The organism is Nocardia fusca NBRC 14340, assembly GCF_001618425.1.
GTDB classification, from domain to species: Bacteria; Actinomycetota; Actinomycetes; order Mycobacteriales; family Mycobacteriaceae; genus Nocardia; species Nocardia fusca.
In genome coordinates, this window is the sequence record NZ_BDCU01000017.1 from 21,091 (window position 1) to 38,194 (window position 17,104).

The following is a 17,104-nucleotide window of genomic DNA, read 5'->3' on the forward strand; positions in this document are numbered from 1 at the left end:
CATGTGGTCATCCCACATGTCGCGGGTTACAACGCGGTCGTACCGTCGGACCCGGCAAATGTTCATCGGGGCCGCGGATACCGCGCCCCGCGATGTGGAGGGCGGCGCAGTGACCGTGAACAGCAGGATTCCGGGATTCAAGGACTCGTCCGTCGAGCAGCGCCGCTCGGTGGTTTCCGAACGGACCGGGGTAGCTGTCGCGGAGCTGGACGTTCTCGAACCTGCGCAGGGCCTGGACACCGAGCATGCCGATCACATGATCGAAAATGTGATCGGGGTGCTGGGCATTCCCGTCGGCATCGCCACCAACTTCCGGATCAACGGCCGAGATTATCTGGTCCCCATGGCCACCGAGGAGCCGTCGGTCGTCGCCGCGGCGAGCAATGCCGCACGCATGGCCCGCGAGCGAGGCGGATTCTTCACCTCCGGCACCGGTCCGATGATGCAGGCGCAGATCCAGTTGCTGGACCTACCCGATCCCGAGACCGCGCGCCTGCGCATTCTGGAACAACGCTCGACCGTCGTGGACCTCGCCAACGAGCAGGACCCGACCCTGGTCCGGTTCGGCGGCGGCGCGACGGACCTACAGGTGCGCCTGGTGCCGACGCGAACCGGCACACATGTCGTCACGCATCTGGTGGTCGATGTGCGCGATGCGATGGGGGCCAACGCGGTCAACACCATGGCCGAGGCCATCGCGCCCCGGCTCGCGGCCATCGCCGGCGGGCGGCCCCTGCTCCGCATCCTCACCAATATGGCCGACCGGCGAATCGTGCGGGCCCGCGCCGTCTTCGACCGTGATCTGCTGGGCGGCGAGCAGGTCGTCGACGATATCGTGCACGCCTCCGCGCTCGCCGAAGCCGACCCATACCGTGCCGCCACGCACAACAAGGGCATCATGAACGGCATTACCGCCGCGGTACTGGCCTCCGGCAACGACACCCGCGCCGTCGAAGCGGGCTGTCACTCCCACGCCGTCGGTCCCGATGGGCGGTACACGGCTCTTTCGCACTTCGAGAAGACCGCCGATGGACATCTGTCCGGCACGCTGGAGGTGCCGATGGCGGTCGGTCTGGTGGGCGGAGCCACCAAGGCCCATCCCGTCGCGCGGGCAGCGATCAAGATCCTCGGCGTGGAGTCGGCCACCGAATTCGCGGAGGTCGTGGTCGCGGTGGGACTGGCCCAGAATCTCGGCGCCTGCCGCGCCCTCGCGGCCGAAGGCATCCAGCGTGGCCATATGAGCCTGCACGCCCGTACCGTCGCGGTCACCGCCGGAGCGCGCACCGCGGAGCTCGACGCTGTCGTCGCACAGCTCATCCAGGACAGGAACATTCGCGTCGAGCACGCCGAAAGGGTGCTCGCCGACCTGCGGAACCGGAGCTGAGGTGGCGCCCGACACCGGGGCCGTCCGCCGGCCCGCACCGCACGTCCACCGCAGGCCGGATCTGCCGGCCGCGGTCCGGGTCTACGAAGTCGGCCCCCGCGACGGTCTCCAGGCGGAAGCCACTGTGGTTCCGACACCGGTCAAAGCCGAATTCTGCCGGCGGCTCGCCGCCGCGGGGGTGCCGGCGCTCGAGCTCACGAGCTTCGTCTCACCGCGATGGATCCCACAGCTGTCCGATGCCGAGCAGCTGCTGGCCGTCCTGGACCTGCCCAGCGATATCCGCCGGGTGGTGCTGGCACCGAACCGCCGCGGGCTCGACAGGGCGTTGGCCGCCGGCGCCGCGGAACTCGCCGTATTCGTGAGCGCGACCGAGACCTTCGCGGACAAGAACCTGCACACCACCATCGACGGCGCGCTCGAATCCGCACGCCCCGTAGTGCGCGGTGCCGGAGCACAGGGGCTTGCCACGCGCGGATACATCTCGATGTGTTTCGGGGACCCCTGGGAGGGCGCTGTCGACACTTCGGCCGTCGCCGATATCGCCGAACGCCTCCTCGACATGGGGGTGGCCTCGATCTCGCTGGGCGACACCATTGGGGTCGCCACGCCCGGACACGTCCTCGACCTGCTGGAAGCCCTGTTCGACCGCGGTATCCGCCCGGAGATCACGGCGATGCATTTCCACGACACCTACGGCCAGGCGCTCGCGAACGTCTATGCCGCCCTGAGCGCCGGGATCACCGAGTTCGACAGCGCCGCCGGCGGCCTGGGTCGCTGCCCGTATGCCGCCGGAGCCACCGGAAATCTGGCCACCGAGGACCTGGTGTGGATGCTGCACGGCCTCGGAATCGCCACCGGTATCGATCTGGACACGCTCACCGCGACTTCCCGGTGGATGTCCACCGTCATCGGTCGGCCCAGCCCTTCGCGAGTGGTCCGCGCCCTCACCGCCTCGACATCCTGACCTGCCCGACCCCCTCGACGCCGACGGAGTACCCATGCCCACCCAACCCCCGCTGACCGCGGCAGTGCCACCGGTCGACCCGCCCACCGCAGAGCCGGCCTCCGGCCGCGAACATCCGCAGTACCTCGAGGTATGGGGTGATACCGTCGTCGGTCGCCACCTGGCCGTATCCGTGGTCATAGGCATCTGCGTGAGCCTGTCCGCACTTCTGCTGTCGGAGCGAGCATTCTCTTCGTTCGTGGCGAACGATTCGCTCGCCGACGCCTACGCGCTCCTCGTGGGGATCGCCGGATGTGTGATCGCCGGTCTGATCTGCGGGCGACTTTTCCGTCCGAAGCGGATCGTGGTCACCGAGGTGTCCGAAGACGCGGCCGTCGGCGAGGTCATCGCCGCACTGCGCGAGGAACGACAGGGGCTGGGCTCGCTGGACGATCTGCCCGCACACACCCGGCGTGAACTCGACGAACTCGGGTTGAGCCGGCGGTTCACCGAAGCCGAACACTCCACCACCGGGACAGTGTCATGAGTTCGATCCTCACCAGCGATATCGCGCTGGCCATCATGCTCGCCGTGGTCGGCGCAATCGTCTTCTCGTTGATCGGAATGGTTTCGGGTACCGACGAAACCGCGACCATCGCCCCGCTGACCCTGCTGGTGATTCTGCTCGGTGCTCCCCCGGCAGGCGTGTTCACATTTTTCCTCGCCGGAGCCGTGGCCAAACATATGACGCATGCGGCGCCGACCACACTCCTCGGCATACCCGGGGATACGATGGCGGTCCCACTCATGCGCGAAGCGCGGATGCTGCGCGCACTGGGCGTGCCCCATATCGCGCTCCGCAAAGCGATCTCCGCCGCTCTCATCGCCGCTGTGATAGCCGTCCCCGCCGCCGTGCTGTTCGCCGTGCTGCTGGCCCCGGTCGCCGATACGGTCCAGTCCGCCGCCCCGTGGTTGTTCCTGCTGGCCGCCATCGGCATCGCCTACGCGTCGCCCGGGAAATGGGCGGGCGTGCTCGCGCTCGTACCGTTCGTGGTCCTCATCCTCGGTCTCAAACAGCTCACGGCGTCCTACGATGTCTCACTCAACATCAGTTATTTCCTCGGCATCGCCGTCGGACCGCTCATCGCCGACCTCTTCTTGTCCTTGGGGCCACAGGGACGTGCCGAGATGGCGCGCAAGGAGCCGGCGACGGTATGGCTCGCACCCGACGTCAAGACCTGGAAGGGCTACTTTCCCAATCCCTTCCGGATCCTCGACCGTGGACAGACCGGCTATGTCGCGGCCACCGCCACCGTTTCCAGCGCCACCTTCGTTTTCAGCCCGGTCGCCATGACGGTCCTGATGGGCGAAGTGGTCGGGAGCCGCATCAAACACGGTTACCGCCGGCTCACTTCGGTGATCGCCGCCCGCAACGGCACGACCGAATCCACCTATATCGCCGAAGCCCTGATCCCCCTCATCGCCTTCGGACTGCCGCTGAGCCCGGTCGCCGCCGGGCCCGCCGCCCCCTTGTTCAACGCACCACCGGTTTTCACCACCGACGACGGCAACGGCAATATCGACAACCTGTCCACCGCACTCACCAGCACCGAATTCCTGCTGTACGGACTCGCTGCCGTCGCGGTGGCCGGCCTCATCGCCTACCCCTTCGCGATGAACTTCGCCCATCGGGCCGCGACCGTCGTCGTGCGGTTCGTAAGCCACGAAGCCATCATCGCCGCCTTCGCCGGACTCGTCGTGGTGATCAGCGTGTGGGAGGGCGGGATTCTGGGACTCGCCGTGACGCTCACGGTCGGTCTCGTGGGCGGCCTGCTGTGCCGGTTCTTCAAGATCCACGCCGGAGTGTTGTTCATGGGTTACTACGTCGCGGTACTGACGATCCCCGCGGCGCTCGCCCTCTGAGCTCGCCCGGCGCCAACCGGAACTGCCCCACCTGCGCGGACGCAGCGGGGGCAGTTCCGCTTTCAGTGCCCAGGCCACCAGAGCGCGACCGTGAGTCCCAGCAGACCCAGCATCAGGTGCACCAGCGCGAGATCAGCCATCCGGCGGCGGCCCCGCGAGCTCTCGGCCCAGCGACGGCCGCGCGATCCGGCTGGTCGCGTCCCGATTTCAGAGTGCCGAATCCGATTCCGGTAAGCGTTTCTTATTGCGTGTTTTCCCGATCGTCGTGAGCCGGAACAGCTGTCCAGCGCTGGGTTTTCAGCTAGCTTTGTGGGTTCACCGGCGGTAGCCGGGACGTCGGAAACGGGAGGTCCACGAATGGATCCGATAACGGTGGTGGTTACCGCAGTCGCGCTGGGTGCAGCGACGGGGCTGACCGAGACCGGGGCGCAAGCGGTGAAGGATGCGTACGCGGGGTTGAAGAGTCTGATCTCGCGTAAGTACGGCGATGTGGACGTATCGGGCGTTGAGCGCAAGCCCGACTCGGAGTCGAAGCGAGCATCGCTGGCCGAAGACCTCGAAGACGCCGGCGCGGCCGGTGATTCAGAGCTCGGTGAAGCTGCGGTGGTACTGCTGGAGGCCGTGCGGCAGCATGCTCCGCAGGCGGTAATCGGTGTCGACGTGGAAGGCCTGGTGGCCGCGGCGTTGCATATCTCCGATGTCGAATCCGCTGGTGACGGTGTGCGGGTAAAGAACAGCCGTATTGCCGGTACGGCGGAGATACGGGGCGTGCGCGCGAAACTCGGCGAGCCGCAGGACCCCGAATCGGCGCGGGCCTGAACCCCGGCACTCCCGCGCCTGATGCTCCGGCATCCATGGGTGGTGGACACATCGCCCTCACCGGGAACAAATTCCGCGACCTCAACATCTCGATCGAGCCACGTGATGAGCCACGGCGGTCGTTGCGTGACCTGGTCCGGATTTTCGGCGACACCGACCTCCCCGAGGTCGCGGCTGTGAACCCGTACCTGATGGGGGCAACGAGTTCGGCGTTCGGCGGTCCCGACACCTACGGTGGGCGGGACCGATATCTGGCGCGCACTGCCAACCAGGTCGATGCCCGGCTCGCCCGAGCGCTGACAGGTACCCGGATGGTGCTTGTGGTCGGCCCGTCGAAGGCGGGCAAGACCCGCACCCTGTTCGAAGCAGTCCATGCGTTCGAGCCAACGGCCCGGGTGCTGTGGCCGGTTCTCGACGGCCTGGAAGATCTGGTCGCCCACGAGCGAGTGAACAGCACCGATGACACCGTAGTAGTGTGGCTGGACGACCTGCACGAGTACCTGACAGGTGCCCGGCCACTCACCCCGGCGGTTCTATCGCGGTTGACCGCGCGCGCCGGACGCACGGTGGTGGTGGCGACGTTGCGGTCGGAGATGCGCGCCCAGCTCAAAGGCGAGGGAGAACTGCGGCGCGACACCCGCTTGCTGCTCGATCAGGCACTGTTGATCGACTTGGTATCCACCAGTGAGGACCCCGACGAGCAGGCCGCTGCCATCCTCGCCTACCCCGGCCAGATCTCGGCCGGATACGGCCTGGGGGAAGCACTGGCGGGGGCGCCGGAGCTGCTGGCACGCTATGACGACGCCAAAGCCACAGACCCGGTACAGCACAGCGTGATCGCGGTCGCGGTCGACTGGGCGCGTATCGGACGACCGGATCCGATCACCGAGCCCGTTCTCACCGATCTCACTATGCGCAGAATCCGAGTGAACCGGCCGGAGATCGACATCACCGGCGAGACGGTCCGTGCGGCGATCGCCGCTGCCCGTACACCGCCAACCGGGGCCGGGCGTGCCGCTGCGCTGCACACCGGCTTCCTCGATGGCGAGGGAACCCGTGGATACCGGCCCTTCGACTATCTCGTTGCCGCCGACGACGGACAAGATCACCGCCCCCCGCGCTTCATTCCGGACACCTTCTGGGAGGACGCGACTCAGGATGCCGACCTCGGCGTGCTGATATCGGTCGCGGACACTGCCTACACGCGCGCCAATACAACCAGCGCGCTCGCGCTGCTGCGTCGTGCGGCGATTATCGGCCATCTCGGCGCGATGGCCAACCTGGGAGTTCTGCTCTACGAGCGGGGCGAGTACGCGGAAGCGGAAACCTGGTACCGGAAAGCCGCCATCGCCGGCAACTCCGATGCCATGTACAACCTGGGTGTTCTGCTCCGCGAGCGGGACGAGGTCCCGGAAGCGGAATTCTGGTGGCGGACAGCCGCCGCCACCGGGTCCCCGCCCGCGTTGTACAACATGGGTGTTCTGCTCCGCGACCGGGGCGAGTACGCGGAAGCGGAAACCTGGTACCGGAGAGCCGCCGCCGCCGACGACTCCAGGGCGATGTTCAGCCTGGGTGTTCTGCTCGGCGACCGGGGCGCGGATGTGGAAGCGGAAACCTGGTACCGGAAAGCCGCCGCCACCGACGACCCCGCCGCGATGGTGAATCTCGGTGTTCTGCTCCGGAAGCGAGGCGAGGTCGCGGAAGCAGAAACCTGGTACCGGAAAGCCGCCACCACCGGGTACACCCCCGCGATGTACAACCTGGGCGTTCTGCTCCGCGACCGGGGCGAAGACGCGGAAGCGGAAACCTGGTACCGGAAAGCCGCCACCGACGACCCCGCCGCGATGGTGAATCTGGGTGATCTGCTTCGGAAGCGAGGCGACGACGCGGAAGCGGAAACCTGGTACCGGAAAGCCGCCGGGACGGGCGCCCCCGTCGCGATGTACAACCTGGGTGTTGTGCTCCGCGACCGGGGCGAAGACGCGGAAGCAGAAACCTGGTACCGGAAAGCCGCCGCCACCGGGTACACCCCTGCGATGTACAACCTGGGCGTTCTGCTCCGCGACCGGGGCGAAGACGCGGAAGCAGAAACCTGGTACCGGAAAGCCGCCGCCACCGACGACCCCGCCGCGATGGTGAATCTGGGTGTTCTGCTCTGGAACCGGGGCGAGGTCGCGGAAGCGGAAACCTGGTACCGCAAGGCCGCCGGGACGGGCGCCCCCGTCGCGATGTACAACCTGGGTGTTCTGCTCCGTGAGCGGAGCGCGGACGCGGAAGCGGAAACCTGGTGGCGGAAGGCTGCCGCCGCCGGGTATCTCGCTGCGAGATTCGAACTCGGTAAACTGTTCTGGGAGCGCGATAAGGTCGCGGAAGTGGAAACCCGGTGGCGGAAGGCTGCCGACACCGGCGACCCCGCCGCGAGGTACAACCCGGGCGATCTGCCCCGAAAACGGAAGCAGAAGCGGAAGCGCAGGCGGAAATCCTGAACGGGCTACGTGTGACTGTTTTCGGATCCTGCTCGACTCGGAAGGTCTCCATCATGGGTAGCCACGGTCCCGGCACCCGGCACCACCGCCGCGGGGGCGAGTAGCGCAATCGTGGAGATCGCCAGCGCGCACGGTACCTTGCTGCACGCCGATCATCTGGTCATGTTCGTCGGCCGCACTGCGGTCGCGCCCGCCGGACCGCGCGAGTTCGGGCACCAACCACGTACTGCCGACCGCCGGTGGCGCCAAACACAGTGCGGGCCTCTCGGTTTCCCGCTTCCTCGAACCGCTCACCTACCGGCGCGTGGAGCGGTCGGCCACCCAGAGGCGGCCGGGGCCGTCGAAACCATCTCACAGTACGAAGGTATGGCCGCTCACGAGGCGACCGCGACCATCCGCCTCGACGCCTACCGCAACGGCGAGGCCTGAGATACGCCTCAGCGGGCCATCAGCCCGTTCGGCCGTAATCGGGGATACCCCCACCTGCGCGGAGCCAAGGTGGGGGTATCCCCGGTTTCAGGGCCCGGGCCACCAGAGCGCGACCGTGAGCCCGAGCAGGCCCAGCGCCAGGTGCATCAGCGCCAGATCAGCCATCTCCCGGCCGCCCCGGCGACCCCTCGGACGTGGCCCAGCGGTGACCGCGCGGGTAGAGCCGCATCGGAGTGATCAGTGCCGCATGCTCGGTCACCAGCTGCCGCACCGATTCGGCGTGTTCGAAACCGGGTACGACCACTGCTCGCGCGTCGAACTCGCTCGCGTGCCGGGCCAGCGCCAGTACGGTCACCAGTGGACGTGCGTCGGTGTACACGGTGTACACGAGCCGATACCCGTGCCGACGCGCCAGCTCGTGCAGGTCCACGCCGGACATGGGAACATCCCGCCTGACCTGCCCGATCGCGGCAGGACTCTCAGCCGTGACCACGCGGACCTCCCGCGTCGGCACACCAGCGCCGCATCGCGTGAGCGATGAACTCCAGCCGTTCGATCGACGGCAGCACCGCCGCCGGTCCATCCGGTATCCGCGTGACCACGGGCGTACGAGCGGGTAGCCGCCCCGAAGGGAATTCGCTCGGCCGACCGCACCGTAATTCTTTGGCATACATGGGCAATCCCCTGCTCCTGGCTAGTCTTGGAGAGCACCCGGCGCAGGGTCCAACAGGGCATCAGCGACCACACTGTGAACGATGGACCACCAGTTCGCGGCGCTCCTGGCGTTGACCTGGTGTCCCCCGGCGATTCCGAGGGGGTGGCCTGCGCCGGGTGCGTCCTCAGTAGACCGCCGCCACAACGAGTTCGGAAGAGCTACCGTGGAACTTCCATGGCAGAACCCACAGTATTTCTCCATGGACGCCTCCATATTTCGTCGATCCGGTTAGCAAAGGTAAAGAGATGCCCTCTGGATCCACCCTTCCGCGGCGAGCGTTGGGCCGACAGCTGAGAAAACTCCGCGAGCGGTCCGGCTTTACGGCGGCCGCGGCCTCCCGCATCGCCGAAACGAGTCCCCAGACCTACGGTCGGCTCGAAGACGGGCGCATCACCAAAGTCACCGACATGCTGCTGAATACGTTGGCCAACGCCTATCGAGCCACCGATTCGGAACGTCGGCTGCTACTCGCACTGGCACAGGAGATCCGCACCTCAGCAGCAACTGGTGGTGGTTGGTGGCGTGCCTACGCGGACTCGTTGGCCACCAACTTCGACCACTACCTGTCACTCGAGGATGCGGCCGACTGGGTGACTTCCTGGCAGACGACCCTGGTGCCCGGGCTCCTCCAGACCCGCGAGTACCGACGCGCCATCACATGGGCGACGTCTCATGACACCCCTGCGGAAGAGGTCGACCACATGTTGGACATGGCCGCCAAGCGACAGGCCATGCTCGACCAGCGAGACTTCCGTTTCGAGGCATTGCTGGCCGAAGGCGTACTCCATTACCAGGTCGGAAACCCGCAGATCATGGCAACGCAGATCCAAACCCTGGTCAACAGATCCGAGCGAGTCGAGATTCGCATAGTCCCGTTCCGGGCCAAGAACCCGAGCGGCCTCATCGCTTCCCCATTCGTACTGTTCTCGTTTCCGCCGCTACTGACATCCAAGCTCCAGGAACCCCCAGTTGCCTACGTCGAAGGTCTGGCCGGCGACCTGTATCTGGAACGTGAGGCCGAAGTGAAGCGGTTCTCCCGAGAGGCAGAATGCATCCGGCAGGTAGCGTTGCCCAGGTCAGCATCCAGAGAACTGATGCTGAAGGCATTGAAGGAGTGGCAACCGTGATCGACCAGACGGCCGCGAAGTGGTTCAAAAGCAGCCGCAGCCATGGCGGTAAAGACTGCGTAGAGGCGGCACATCTGGAAAACGGGCATGTGGGCGTGCGCGATTCCAAGAACCCGACCGGCCCGGCTCTGATCTTCACACCTGGTGAGTGGGACGTCTTCCTGGCGGCCGAGAGGTCCGGAGGGTTCGACCGGCCGTAGCCCTTGACCAACGAAACACCGGCGTGAGGCCGGTCGCCCGGTCGCCGCAGGTGCCTCGAGAAGGGGTCGTGACGGCGACCGAGTCGTTTCCGCATCCGGCCGACGCACCCGTGCGCCCCGGCTTGCTCTTCGGCTCGATCAGCGGAACGCCGACGGGACCGACTCGATACCCGCTTCGCGCCGGGCCGGCAGCTCGGTCGGAGTCTTCGGGTCACTCACCACGCCGGACGGCTCGACCCATGCCGAACTCGGTGACCTGATCCCGGGCTATTTGTTGTCCAAGAGTGTGTCAACGCGCCGACCGTCGAGTTGGCCACTGCGTCCACGGGTAAGCACTCGCGCTACGACGGCCGGAGTCGACGCCTGCCCTAGTTGTCCTCGACGAGCGCCTGGGTGCGAGCGCTCAGCGAACGGCCGAGCTCGCTCACCTCCGCATCCATCTCGGGCAGCCAGGTCCGGGTGGCGGTGCCGACGAATCGCTCGATCAGTGGAGTCTGCAGCACCGGTTTCAGCCAGCGCAGCACGCCCGACCACCCGGGCACATTGATCCGCTCGGCGCGCCGCTCGATGCCCCGCTCGAACGCGGCGGCGCACTCCCGCACCGAGACGGTTTTCTGGAACAGGCCCGGCAACGAGGCGAGCGCCCGCACGGCCGCCGGCAGATCGGTGAACGTTTCCCGCACCAGCGCGGTGTCGATCCACAACATATGCGCCGACCCGACCGCGACGCCACGGTAGCCGACCTCCGCTCGCACAGCGTTGGCGAAATGCTCGACCCCGGCCTTCGTCGCGGCGTAACCCGCCAGGCCCGGCATCGCCACGTAGGCGGCGACGGAGGATACGACCAGCACGTAGCCGCGCCGTTCGATGACCGCGGGTAGAGCGGCGCGCACGGTATGGAAACATCCGACGAAGTTCACGTCGACCACCCGCCGGAAGGCAGCGGGGTCCACCCCCAGAACCGATCCGTAGCTGCCGATACCGGCGTTGGCCACGACGACATCGATTCCGCCGAACCTTTCGATTCCCCGCGCGACCGCGGCCTCCATCGCGGCGAGATCGCGTACATCCGCGGTGACCGCCACGACGTACTCGTCGCCGCCGAGTTCCCTGGCGAGTTCCCCCAGCGGGGGTGGATCGATATCGGTGAGTACCAGCCGCGCGTCACGCGCCCGCAGCATCCGGGCGAGCTCCGCCCCGATACCGCGGGCGGCGCCGGTGATGAGTACGACCTTTCCGGTGAAGGCGGTCATGACGTTGAAGATTAGACCGGCCGGTCCGCCCCCGGAAGGGTTCGGCCGCCGATATCAGCGCTTGTGAGCGTGCTGTTACCGCGATGCCGGAGTCTGCGAGCCCCGGCCCCGAATCGTGACTCGATCGCCCGGCCGCGGACATGGTCGGGATCCCGCGTGAATCGGCGGCGCGAGGGCGCTTCGTGAGACGTTCCCCGGCGCCACGGGACCCGCCAGGGCCGAAGTGGCGCGCACTACCGCCGGTGGACGTGGCCGTGAGCCGGATCGCGGACCGGCGATGCCAGGACAATCTCCCGCCCCGCGCGGATCGTGGCCGTAGCGCCTCGGAGCGGTCGGCCCCCCCTCCGCGGCCGGTCGCCGCTGGATCAGTTGCCGCCGGACCGGTCGAGTTCGGCCCACACGGTTTTGCCGCCGTCGCGGTAGTCGGTCCCCCACCGGGTCGCGAGCTGGGCCACCAGCAGCAGCCCGCGCCCGCCCGTGTGGTCGGGCCGCCGGAACCGCGCCGGGGCGGGCGAGGCGTCGTCCACCTCGATACGGAACCCACCGCGGCCGTCGACCATCAGCCGGCAGCTGCGCGGCGAGCGGGCGTGGCAGCGGGCGTTGCTCACCAATTCATCGCTCACCTGCACCGCGTCGCAGACCTCGATACCAGGGCAACGACCCACCAGGTGGCGCACCTCGGCCCGCACCCGCGCCGCCGGCGCCGTCCGGAGATCCATTTCGATAAACAGACCATCCGGTCCATCACCGCTCCGCTCCGGATCCGGTGTCATCACACTCACTGCGGCTCTCCTCCCGCTCCAGCGAGCCCCCTACCCGCGGCCGCTCCAACTGAGCCCCGCTTACCCGCCACCACCCGGCGGAAACCACACGGCCGCGCCGGGGACTCCGTTCGTCGCGGTCGGCCCGGTGCCCGGTGACTTCCAGAGCATGGTTCGGCGAAATCCCGGCGGCCGCGCCACCGGCGACACCGACTCGTCGGGTGTGCACGGAACGGGCCCGGCCGGACTGCTCATCGGTCGAATCCTCGCCGGTGACCGGCCGAACCGCAGCCCCGGCACGGTGCCCGGACAGCAAGAAACCCGCGCCGTGGCGCGGGTTTCTTTGTTGGTCGGCTCCTAGATGGCGCGGACGCTCTGAGCCTGCGGGCCCTTCTGGCCCTGCTCGATCTCGAACTCGACACGCTGTCCCTCGTCGAGGGACTTGAAGCCGGAGCCGGAAATCGCGGAGTAGTGGACGAAAACGTCAGGACCGCCACCGTCTTGCGCGATGAACCCGAAGCCCTTTTCGCCGTTGAACCACTTCACACTGCCTTGCGACATACTGTTATTTTACTTCCTGTTGCGAGCCGAGCGATCACTTCAACAACCCGTGCTCGCCTACCAGCATGCCATAGATCGGCCGCCGCTCCCGAAAGGGTGAGGTAGCGCACGCTCAGCGGGGGTGATTTCGAAGACGGCAGGTCCTCGACAGCCGGGTCTCTGCGGCGAACTCCGGCGTCGGCGCCGGCCGAAAACGAAGCGACACCCTCGTGGATCGTCTCGTAGTTTTCGTCCATGCCCGAGTTGCTGTTTCCCGATCCCGAACTCACCGACGGAGTCGTGAGCCTGCGCGCCTGGCGTCCGAGCGATCACGCACAGAGATTCGCCGGTTTCTCCGACCCCCTGTGTCAGCGGTTCTCATGGGGATCGAGCGAGCCCTTCACCGAACAGCACCAGCTGAGCTGGCAGGAGGCGGGGAAGAATCGGCTCGGTTGCGCGGCGAGGCGATCGGTTTCGCGATCGTCGACGCCGGCGACCCCGGCCGGGTGTGGGGTGGGGCATCTACGACGTCGCGGTCGCTGAAGGGCGGGCCGCGGTCGGATACTGGCTCGCCGGCCACGCACGCGGCCGTGGCAGTGCCACACGAACCGTGCGGCTGCTGGCCCGCTGGGCTTTCGACGACCTCGCCGTCGCGCGACTGGAGCTGACCTGCGGCCCGGACAACTCGGCCTCGCAACAGGTCGCTGAACGAAGTGGATTCACGCGCGAAGGGCTCCTGAGGTCCCACCTCCCGTTCAAGGGAGGCCGTCGCGACTCAGTGCTCTTCAGCCTCTTACCTACCGACCCGGCAAGCCGGTGAATGGCCTGTAAGCAAGACTTTCCGGAGGCGTCGCTCTGATGGCGACGGCCGGTGAGATCGACTCGGAGAACAGCGCGACGCGAACGACTCGTGACAGACCCGGGTCGCGATCAGCTCGACGGGCCCGAGAACGAGTAGACCGGCCAGCGCCGCGACGCCGGGTTCCAGACTCAGCAGGATTCCCGCGGTACCGGCCGGAATACGCTTCAGCGCGGTCATTTCCAAGGAGTACGGGATCACGGCGGACAGGATCGCGACCGTCGCGCCCAGGACCAGGATCTGCGGTTGGAACACGGTGATGCCGTTGCTCGCGACCCCGGCGGGGAACCCGAGGCACGCGGCCACCGGCAGGGCGATCCCCAGGGCCGAATGCCCGAGGGTGGTCGACGATCCCCGGATTCGAGCAGACGGTGGTCTTCGACGATGCCCAGGACCTGCTCGTCCCCGAAGAACACCCGCTCACCCGGCGCGACGCGGTCGAACTGGCCGACGCGGCCACCGAGACCTGGATCGTGAAACCCGAACACAACGACTCCACGAGGTGCTCGTCGCCGCGTGCGCCGCGGCCGGTTTCACGCCGCGCATCACCCACCACCTCGAGGAGTGGTTCGCCGTATCCGCCGCCGTCGCACACGGTTTCGGTGTGTGCCTGCTGCCGCGCATGGTGCCCGTTCCGGACCACCATCGGGTGGTACGGATACCGCTGCACGGAGCCACGCGACCCACCCGCGTGATCATCGCCGCCACACGCCGCGGGGCCGCGGACATCCCCTCGTCGCCGCCGGCCTGGCCGCCGTGACCGCGGTGGCGGAAGAGTTGACGGGCCCCCGACCGCGGTAGCTGCTCGAGAGTGTTCAGTAGATCCCGGCCGATGGGCGCAGGCCCAGCCGGCTTGCCCCATCCCCCTTCCACGTTATACACGATCCGCGGCCCTCATGAGACGCCGAATTGTGGTCCATAATCGCCCACTGATGCGCAAACCACCAGGTGAGGAGCGGCGGATGAGTTATGTGCTGGGCTTCGAAGAGATCGACCGGACGCAGATCGCGACCGTCGGCGGCAAGGGCGCGAACCTCGCCGAGCTGTCGCGGATCGAAGGTACCGCGGTACCGGAGGGTTTCTGCGTGACGACGGCCGCCTTCCAGCGAGTCGTTGCCGAAGTGCCGGCGATCGACGACCGGATCGACCGGTTGTCGCAGCTCGAACCGGAGGACCGGGAGTCGATCCGGGTGCTGAGTGCGGAGATCCGCGCGGCGATCGAAGAATGCGCTGTTCCCGGCGATGTGGCGGTGGCGATCACCGGCGCACTCGCCCGGCTCGGGGCGCAGGACGCCTGTGCCGTCCGATCCAGCGCGACGGCCGAGGATCTGCCGACCGCATCGTTCGCCGGGCAGCAGGACACCTTCCTGAACATCGTGGGACCGGAGGCGGTGCTGCGGCACGTCGGCCGGTGCTGGGGGTCGCTGTTCACCGAGCGAGCCGTCACCTACCGCCTGCGCAACGGCTTCGATCAGCGGAAAGTGCGGATGGGGGTGGTCGTGCAGCGGATGGTGTTTCCGCAGGCGGCCGGCATTCTGGTCACCGCGGACCCCCTCACGTCCAACCGGAAGGTCGTTTCCGTGGACGCCGGGTTCGGCCTCGGCGAAGCCCTGGTTTCCGGCCTGGTGAACCCGGATGTCTACACGGTGCGGGACGGCGAAGTCGTTTCCGAGACGGTCGCCACGAAACGGGTCGCTGTCGAGGCCGCACCGGAGGGCGGCACGCGGGTCGAGGAGATCGAGCCGGAACGGCAGAACCGGCCGGTGCTCACCCACGCACAGATCGTGCGCCTCGCGCAGCTGGGCCGCCGCATCGAAGCGCATTTCGGCAGTCCGCAGGATATCGAATGGTGCCTGGTGGACGACGGGTTCCGCATCGTGCAGAGCCGGCCGATCACCACACTGTTCCCGATTCCCGAGGCCGACGACGACGAAAACCACGTATACATCTCCGTCGGTCATCAGCAGATGATGACCGACCCCATGAAGCCACTGGGAATCTCCGTATGGCAGCTGACCAGCCCGGCGCCCATGCGGCACGCGGGTGGCCGGTTGTTCGTCGATGCCACCAGGGGGCTGGCGACGCCCGCGACCCGCGCGGCCATGGTCGAGGGTTTCGGCAAATCCGATCCGCTGACCGGGGACGCGCTGCGGACCGTCCTCGAGCGTGACGACTTCCTCCCGCCGACCCCGGACGAGGAGCCCGGCGGTCCGCTGGCCGGCGCCGGCTCCACCCTGATCGAGGCCGATCCGGCCGTGGTCGCCGAGCTGATCGCGGACAGCGAGGCCTCCCTCGAGACCCTGAAACGCGATATCGGAACCAAATCCGGGCCGGAGCTGGTCGACTTCGTCCTGGCCGATATCCAAGAGCTGCGCCGGGTACTGTTCCACCCACGCAGCCAGCAGGCCATCAAGGCGGGGATGGAGGCCACCTGGTGGCTCAACGATCAGTTGCAGGAATGGCTGGGTGAGAAGAACGCGGCCGACATCCTCGCGCAATCGGTTCCGCACAACGTCACCGCGGAGATGGGTCTGGCGCTGCTCGATGTCGCCGATGTGATCCGGCCGCACCCGGAGGTGGTGGCCTTCCTACGGCACATCGAGGATACGGGTGCCGAAGGAACCGGTTTCCTGGACGAACTGGCACAGCTGCCGGGCGGTCGTGCGGCACGCGCGGCCATCGACGCCTATCTCGACCGGTACGGCATGCGCTGCGCCGGCGAAATCGACATCACGCGGCCGCGCTGGAGCGAACACCCCGCCGCGCTCGTGCCGACGATTGTCAACAACATCAGGAGTTTCGAACCGGGCGCCGGCGCACGACGCTTCGAGGACGGCCGGCTCCAGGCCGAGCGGAAAGCATATGAACTGCTGGAGCGGCTGCGCGCCCTACCGGACGGGGACCGGAAGGCCGAGGAGACCACGCGGATGATCGACCGGGTCCGCACCTTCTCCGGGTACCGGGAGTATCCGAAATACGGCATGGTCAGCCGTTACTGGGTCTACAAACAAGCTCTGTCGCGCGAGGCCGAGCGTCTCGTGCGGGCCCGGGTGCTGCACGAGCCCGACGATATCTTCTTCCTGACATTCGAGGAACTCCGCGAGGTCGTGCGCACGCACCGGGTGAGTGCGGAACTCATCCGCGAGCGGCGGGACGCATTCCGCTCGTACGGGGCGCTCACGCCGCCCCGCGTGCTCACCTCGGACGGCGAGGCCGTCACGGGTGCGTATCGGCGCGCGGATGTACCGGACGGCGCGCTACCCGGAATGCCGGTGTCCGCCGGGACCGTCGAAGGGCGCGCCCGGGTCGTCCCGGATATGGCGCAGGCCGATCTCGAACCGGGCGATATCCTGGTCACCGCCTATACCGATCCCAGCTGGACTCCCCTGTTCGTCGCGATCACGGGCCTGGTGACGGAGGTGGGCGGGCTGATGACCCACGGCGCGGTGATCGCCCGCGAGTACGGCCTGCCCGCCGTGGTGGGTGTGGAGCATGCCACCCGGCTGATCCGGGACGGACAGCGGATCCGGGTGAACGGGACGGACGGGTACGTCGAGATCCTGTCCCGGCCGGACGAGTGAGATTCGGGGCGGCCCAGGCCTACGAACTCGACACTCCGTAGGCCCGCGCTCGAAGCCGCGATATTCCACGCCGGTCGCGGCGCA

Annotated in this window: 15 protein-coding genes and 2 pseudogenes; 12 read left to right on the forward strand and 5 right to left on the reverse strand. The window is 67.6% G+C overall.

What is annotated here, in order from left to right; genetic code table 11:
- Positions 1-58: 58 nt before the first annotated feature.
- The 7 genes and pseudogenes from NF4_RS06520 to NF4_RS39080 form a co-directional block, all read left to right on the forward strand.
- Positions 59-1,384 carry a hydroxymethylglutaryl-CoA reductase, degradative gene (locus NF4_RS06520; RefSeq protein WP_084532909.1) on the forward strand — a complete coding sequence of 442 codons (1,326 nt, stop codon included), beginning with the start codon at positions 59-61 and terminating at the stop codon, positions 1,382-1,384.
- Position 1,385: 1 nt separating this feature from the next.
- Positions 1,386-2,348 (forward strand): hydroxymethylglutaryl-CoA lyase, encoded by a 963-nt coding sequence (locus tag NF4_RS06525; protein ID WP_063126412.1) that lies wholly within the window; start codon positions 1,386-1,388, stop codon positions 2,346-2,348.
- 34 nt (positions 2,349-2,382) lie between these two features.
- The gene (locus NF4_RS06530) at positions 2,383-2,874 is read left to right on the forward strand and encodes a hypothetical protein (RefSeq protein WP_063126413.1); all 492 of its coding nucleotides are present in this window, start codon (positions 2,383-2,385) and stop codon (positions 2,872-2,874) included.
- On the forward strand, positions 2,871-4,250 hold the full coding sequence (locus NF4_RS06535; RefSeq protein WP_063126414.1) for a tripartite tricarboxylate transporter permease: 1,380 nt from the start codon (positions 2,871-2,873) through the stop codon (positions 4,248-4,250). Before NF4_RS06530 ends, NF4_RS06535 begins: the two co-directional genes overlap by 4 nt.
- A gap of 357 nt (positions 4,251-4,607) precedes the next feature.
- Positions 4,608-5,069, forward strand: coding sequence for a Het-E N-terminal domain-containing protein (locus NF4_RS06540; RefSeq protein WP_063126415.1), 462 nt, complete (start codon positions 4,608-4,610; stop codon positions 5,067-5,069).
- Positions 5,070-5,104: 35 nt separating this feature from the next.
- A complete protein-coding gene (locus tag NF4_RS06545; protein ID WP_063126416.1) occupies positions 5,105-7,555 on the forward strand; it encodes a tetratricopeptide repeat protein in 2,451 nt (816 codons plus the stop codon).
- Between the two features lie 226 nt (positions 7,556-7,781).
- Positions 7,782-7,826, forward strand: a pseudogene (locus tag NF4_RS39080) (hypothetical protein); the annotation flags it as partial.
- Positions 7,827-8,141: 315 nt separating this feature from the next.
- Here the strand turns inward: NF4_RS39080 and NF4_RS06555 are convergent.
- Entirely contained in the window at positions 8,142-8,423 is a 282-nt protein-coding gene (locus NF4_RS06555) for a hypothetical protein (RefSeq protein ID WP_063126418.1), read from the reverse strand.
- A gap of 521 nt (positions 8,424-8,944) precedes the next feature.
- Between NF4_RS06555 and NF4_RS06560 the strand changes: the two genes are divergently transcribed.
- Positions 8,945-9,826, forward strand: a complete 882-nt coding sequence (locus NF4_RS06560) for a helix-turn-helix domain-containing protein (RefSeq protein ID WP_084532910.1) — start codon at positions 8,945-8,947, stop codon at positions 9,824-9,826.
- On the forward strand, positions 9,823-10,026 hold the full coding sequence (locus NF4_RS06565) for a DUF397 domain-containing protein (RefSeq protein WP_232330339.1): 204 nt from the start codon (positions 9,823-9,825) through the stop codon (positions 10,024-10,026). The genes NF4_RS06560 and NF4_RS06565 overlap by 4 nt, the downstream gene beginning before the upstream one ends.
- A gap of 368 nt (positions 10,027-10,394) precedes the next feature.
- Here the strand turns inward: NF4_RS06565 and NF4_RS06570 are convergent, their stop codons facing one another.
- The 3 genes from NF4_RS06570 to NF4_RS06585 form a co-directional block, all read right to left on the reverse strand.
- Entirely contained in the window at positions 10,395-11,279 is an 885-nt protein-coding gene (locus NF4_RS06570) for an SDR family oxidoreductase (RefSeq protein ID WP_063126421.1), read from the reverse strand.
- Between the two features lie 365 nt (positions 11,280-11,644).
- A complete protein-coding gene (locus NF4_RS06575) occupies positions 11,645-12,061 on the reverse strand; it encodes an ATP-binding protein (protein ID WP_198165244.1) in 417 nt (138 codons plus the stop codon).
- Positions 12,062-12,397: 336 nt separating this feature from the next.
- Positions 12,398-12,601 carry a cold-shock protein gene (locus tag NF4_RS06585; RefSeq protein WP_039825274.1) on the reverse strand — a complete coding sequence of 68 codons (204 nt, stop codon included), beginning with the start codon at positions 12,599-12,601 and terminating at the stop codon, positions 12,398-12,400.
- Positions 12,602-13,088: 487 nt separating this feature from the next.
- Here NF4_RS06585 and NF4_RS39965 point away from each other — a divergent pair, with 487 nt between their 5' ends.
- On the forward strand, positions 13,089-13,400 hold the full coding sequence (locus NF4_RS39965; RefSeq protein ID WP_198165245.1) for a GNAT family N-acetyltransferase: 312 nt from the start codon (positions 13,089-13,091) through the stop codon (positions 13,398-13,400).
- Here the strand turns inward: NF4_RS39965 and NF4_RS39085 are convergent.
- On the reverse strand, positions 13,374-13,745 hold the full coding sequence (locus NF4_RS39085) for a DMT family transporter (protein WP_063126424.1): 372 nt from the start codon (positions 13,743-13,745) through the stop codon (positions 13,374-13,376). The genes NF4_RS39965 and NF4_RS39085 overlap by 27 nt on opposite strands.
- A gap of 65 nt (positions 13,746-13,810) precedes the next feature.
- On the opposite strand from NF4_RS39085, the pseudogene NF4_RS39765 reads away from it, so the two are divergent.
- A pseudogene (locus tag NF4_RS39765) lies at positions 13,811-14,199 on the forward strand (LysR substrate-binding domain-containing protein).
- 202 nt (positions 14,200-14,401) lie between these two features.
- Entirely contained in the window at positions 14,402-17,020 is a 2,619-nt protein-coding gene (gene rph, locus NF4_RS06600; protein ID WP_063126426.1) for a rifamycin-inactivating phosphotransferase, read from the forward strand.
- Positions 17,021-17,104: the final 84 nt, after the last annotated feature.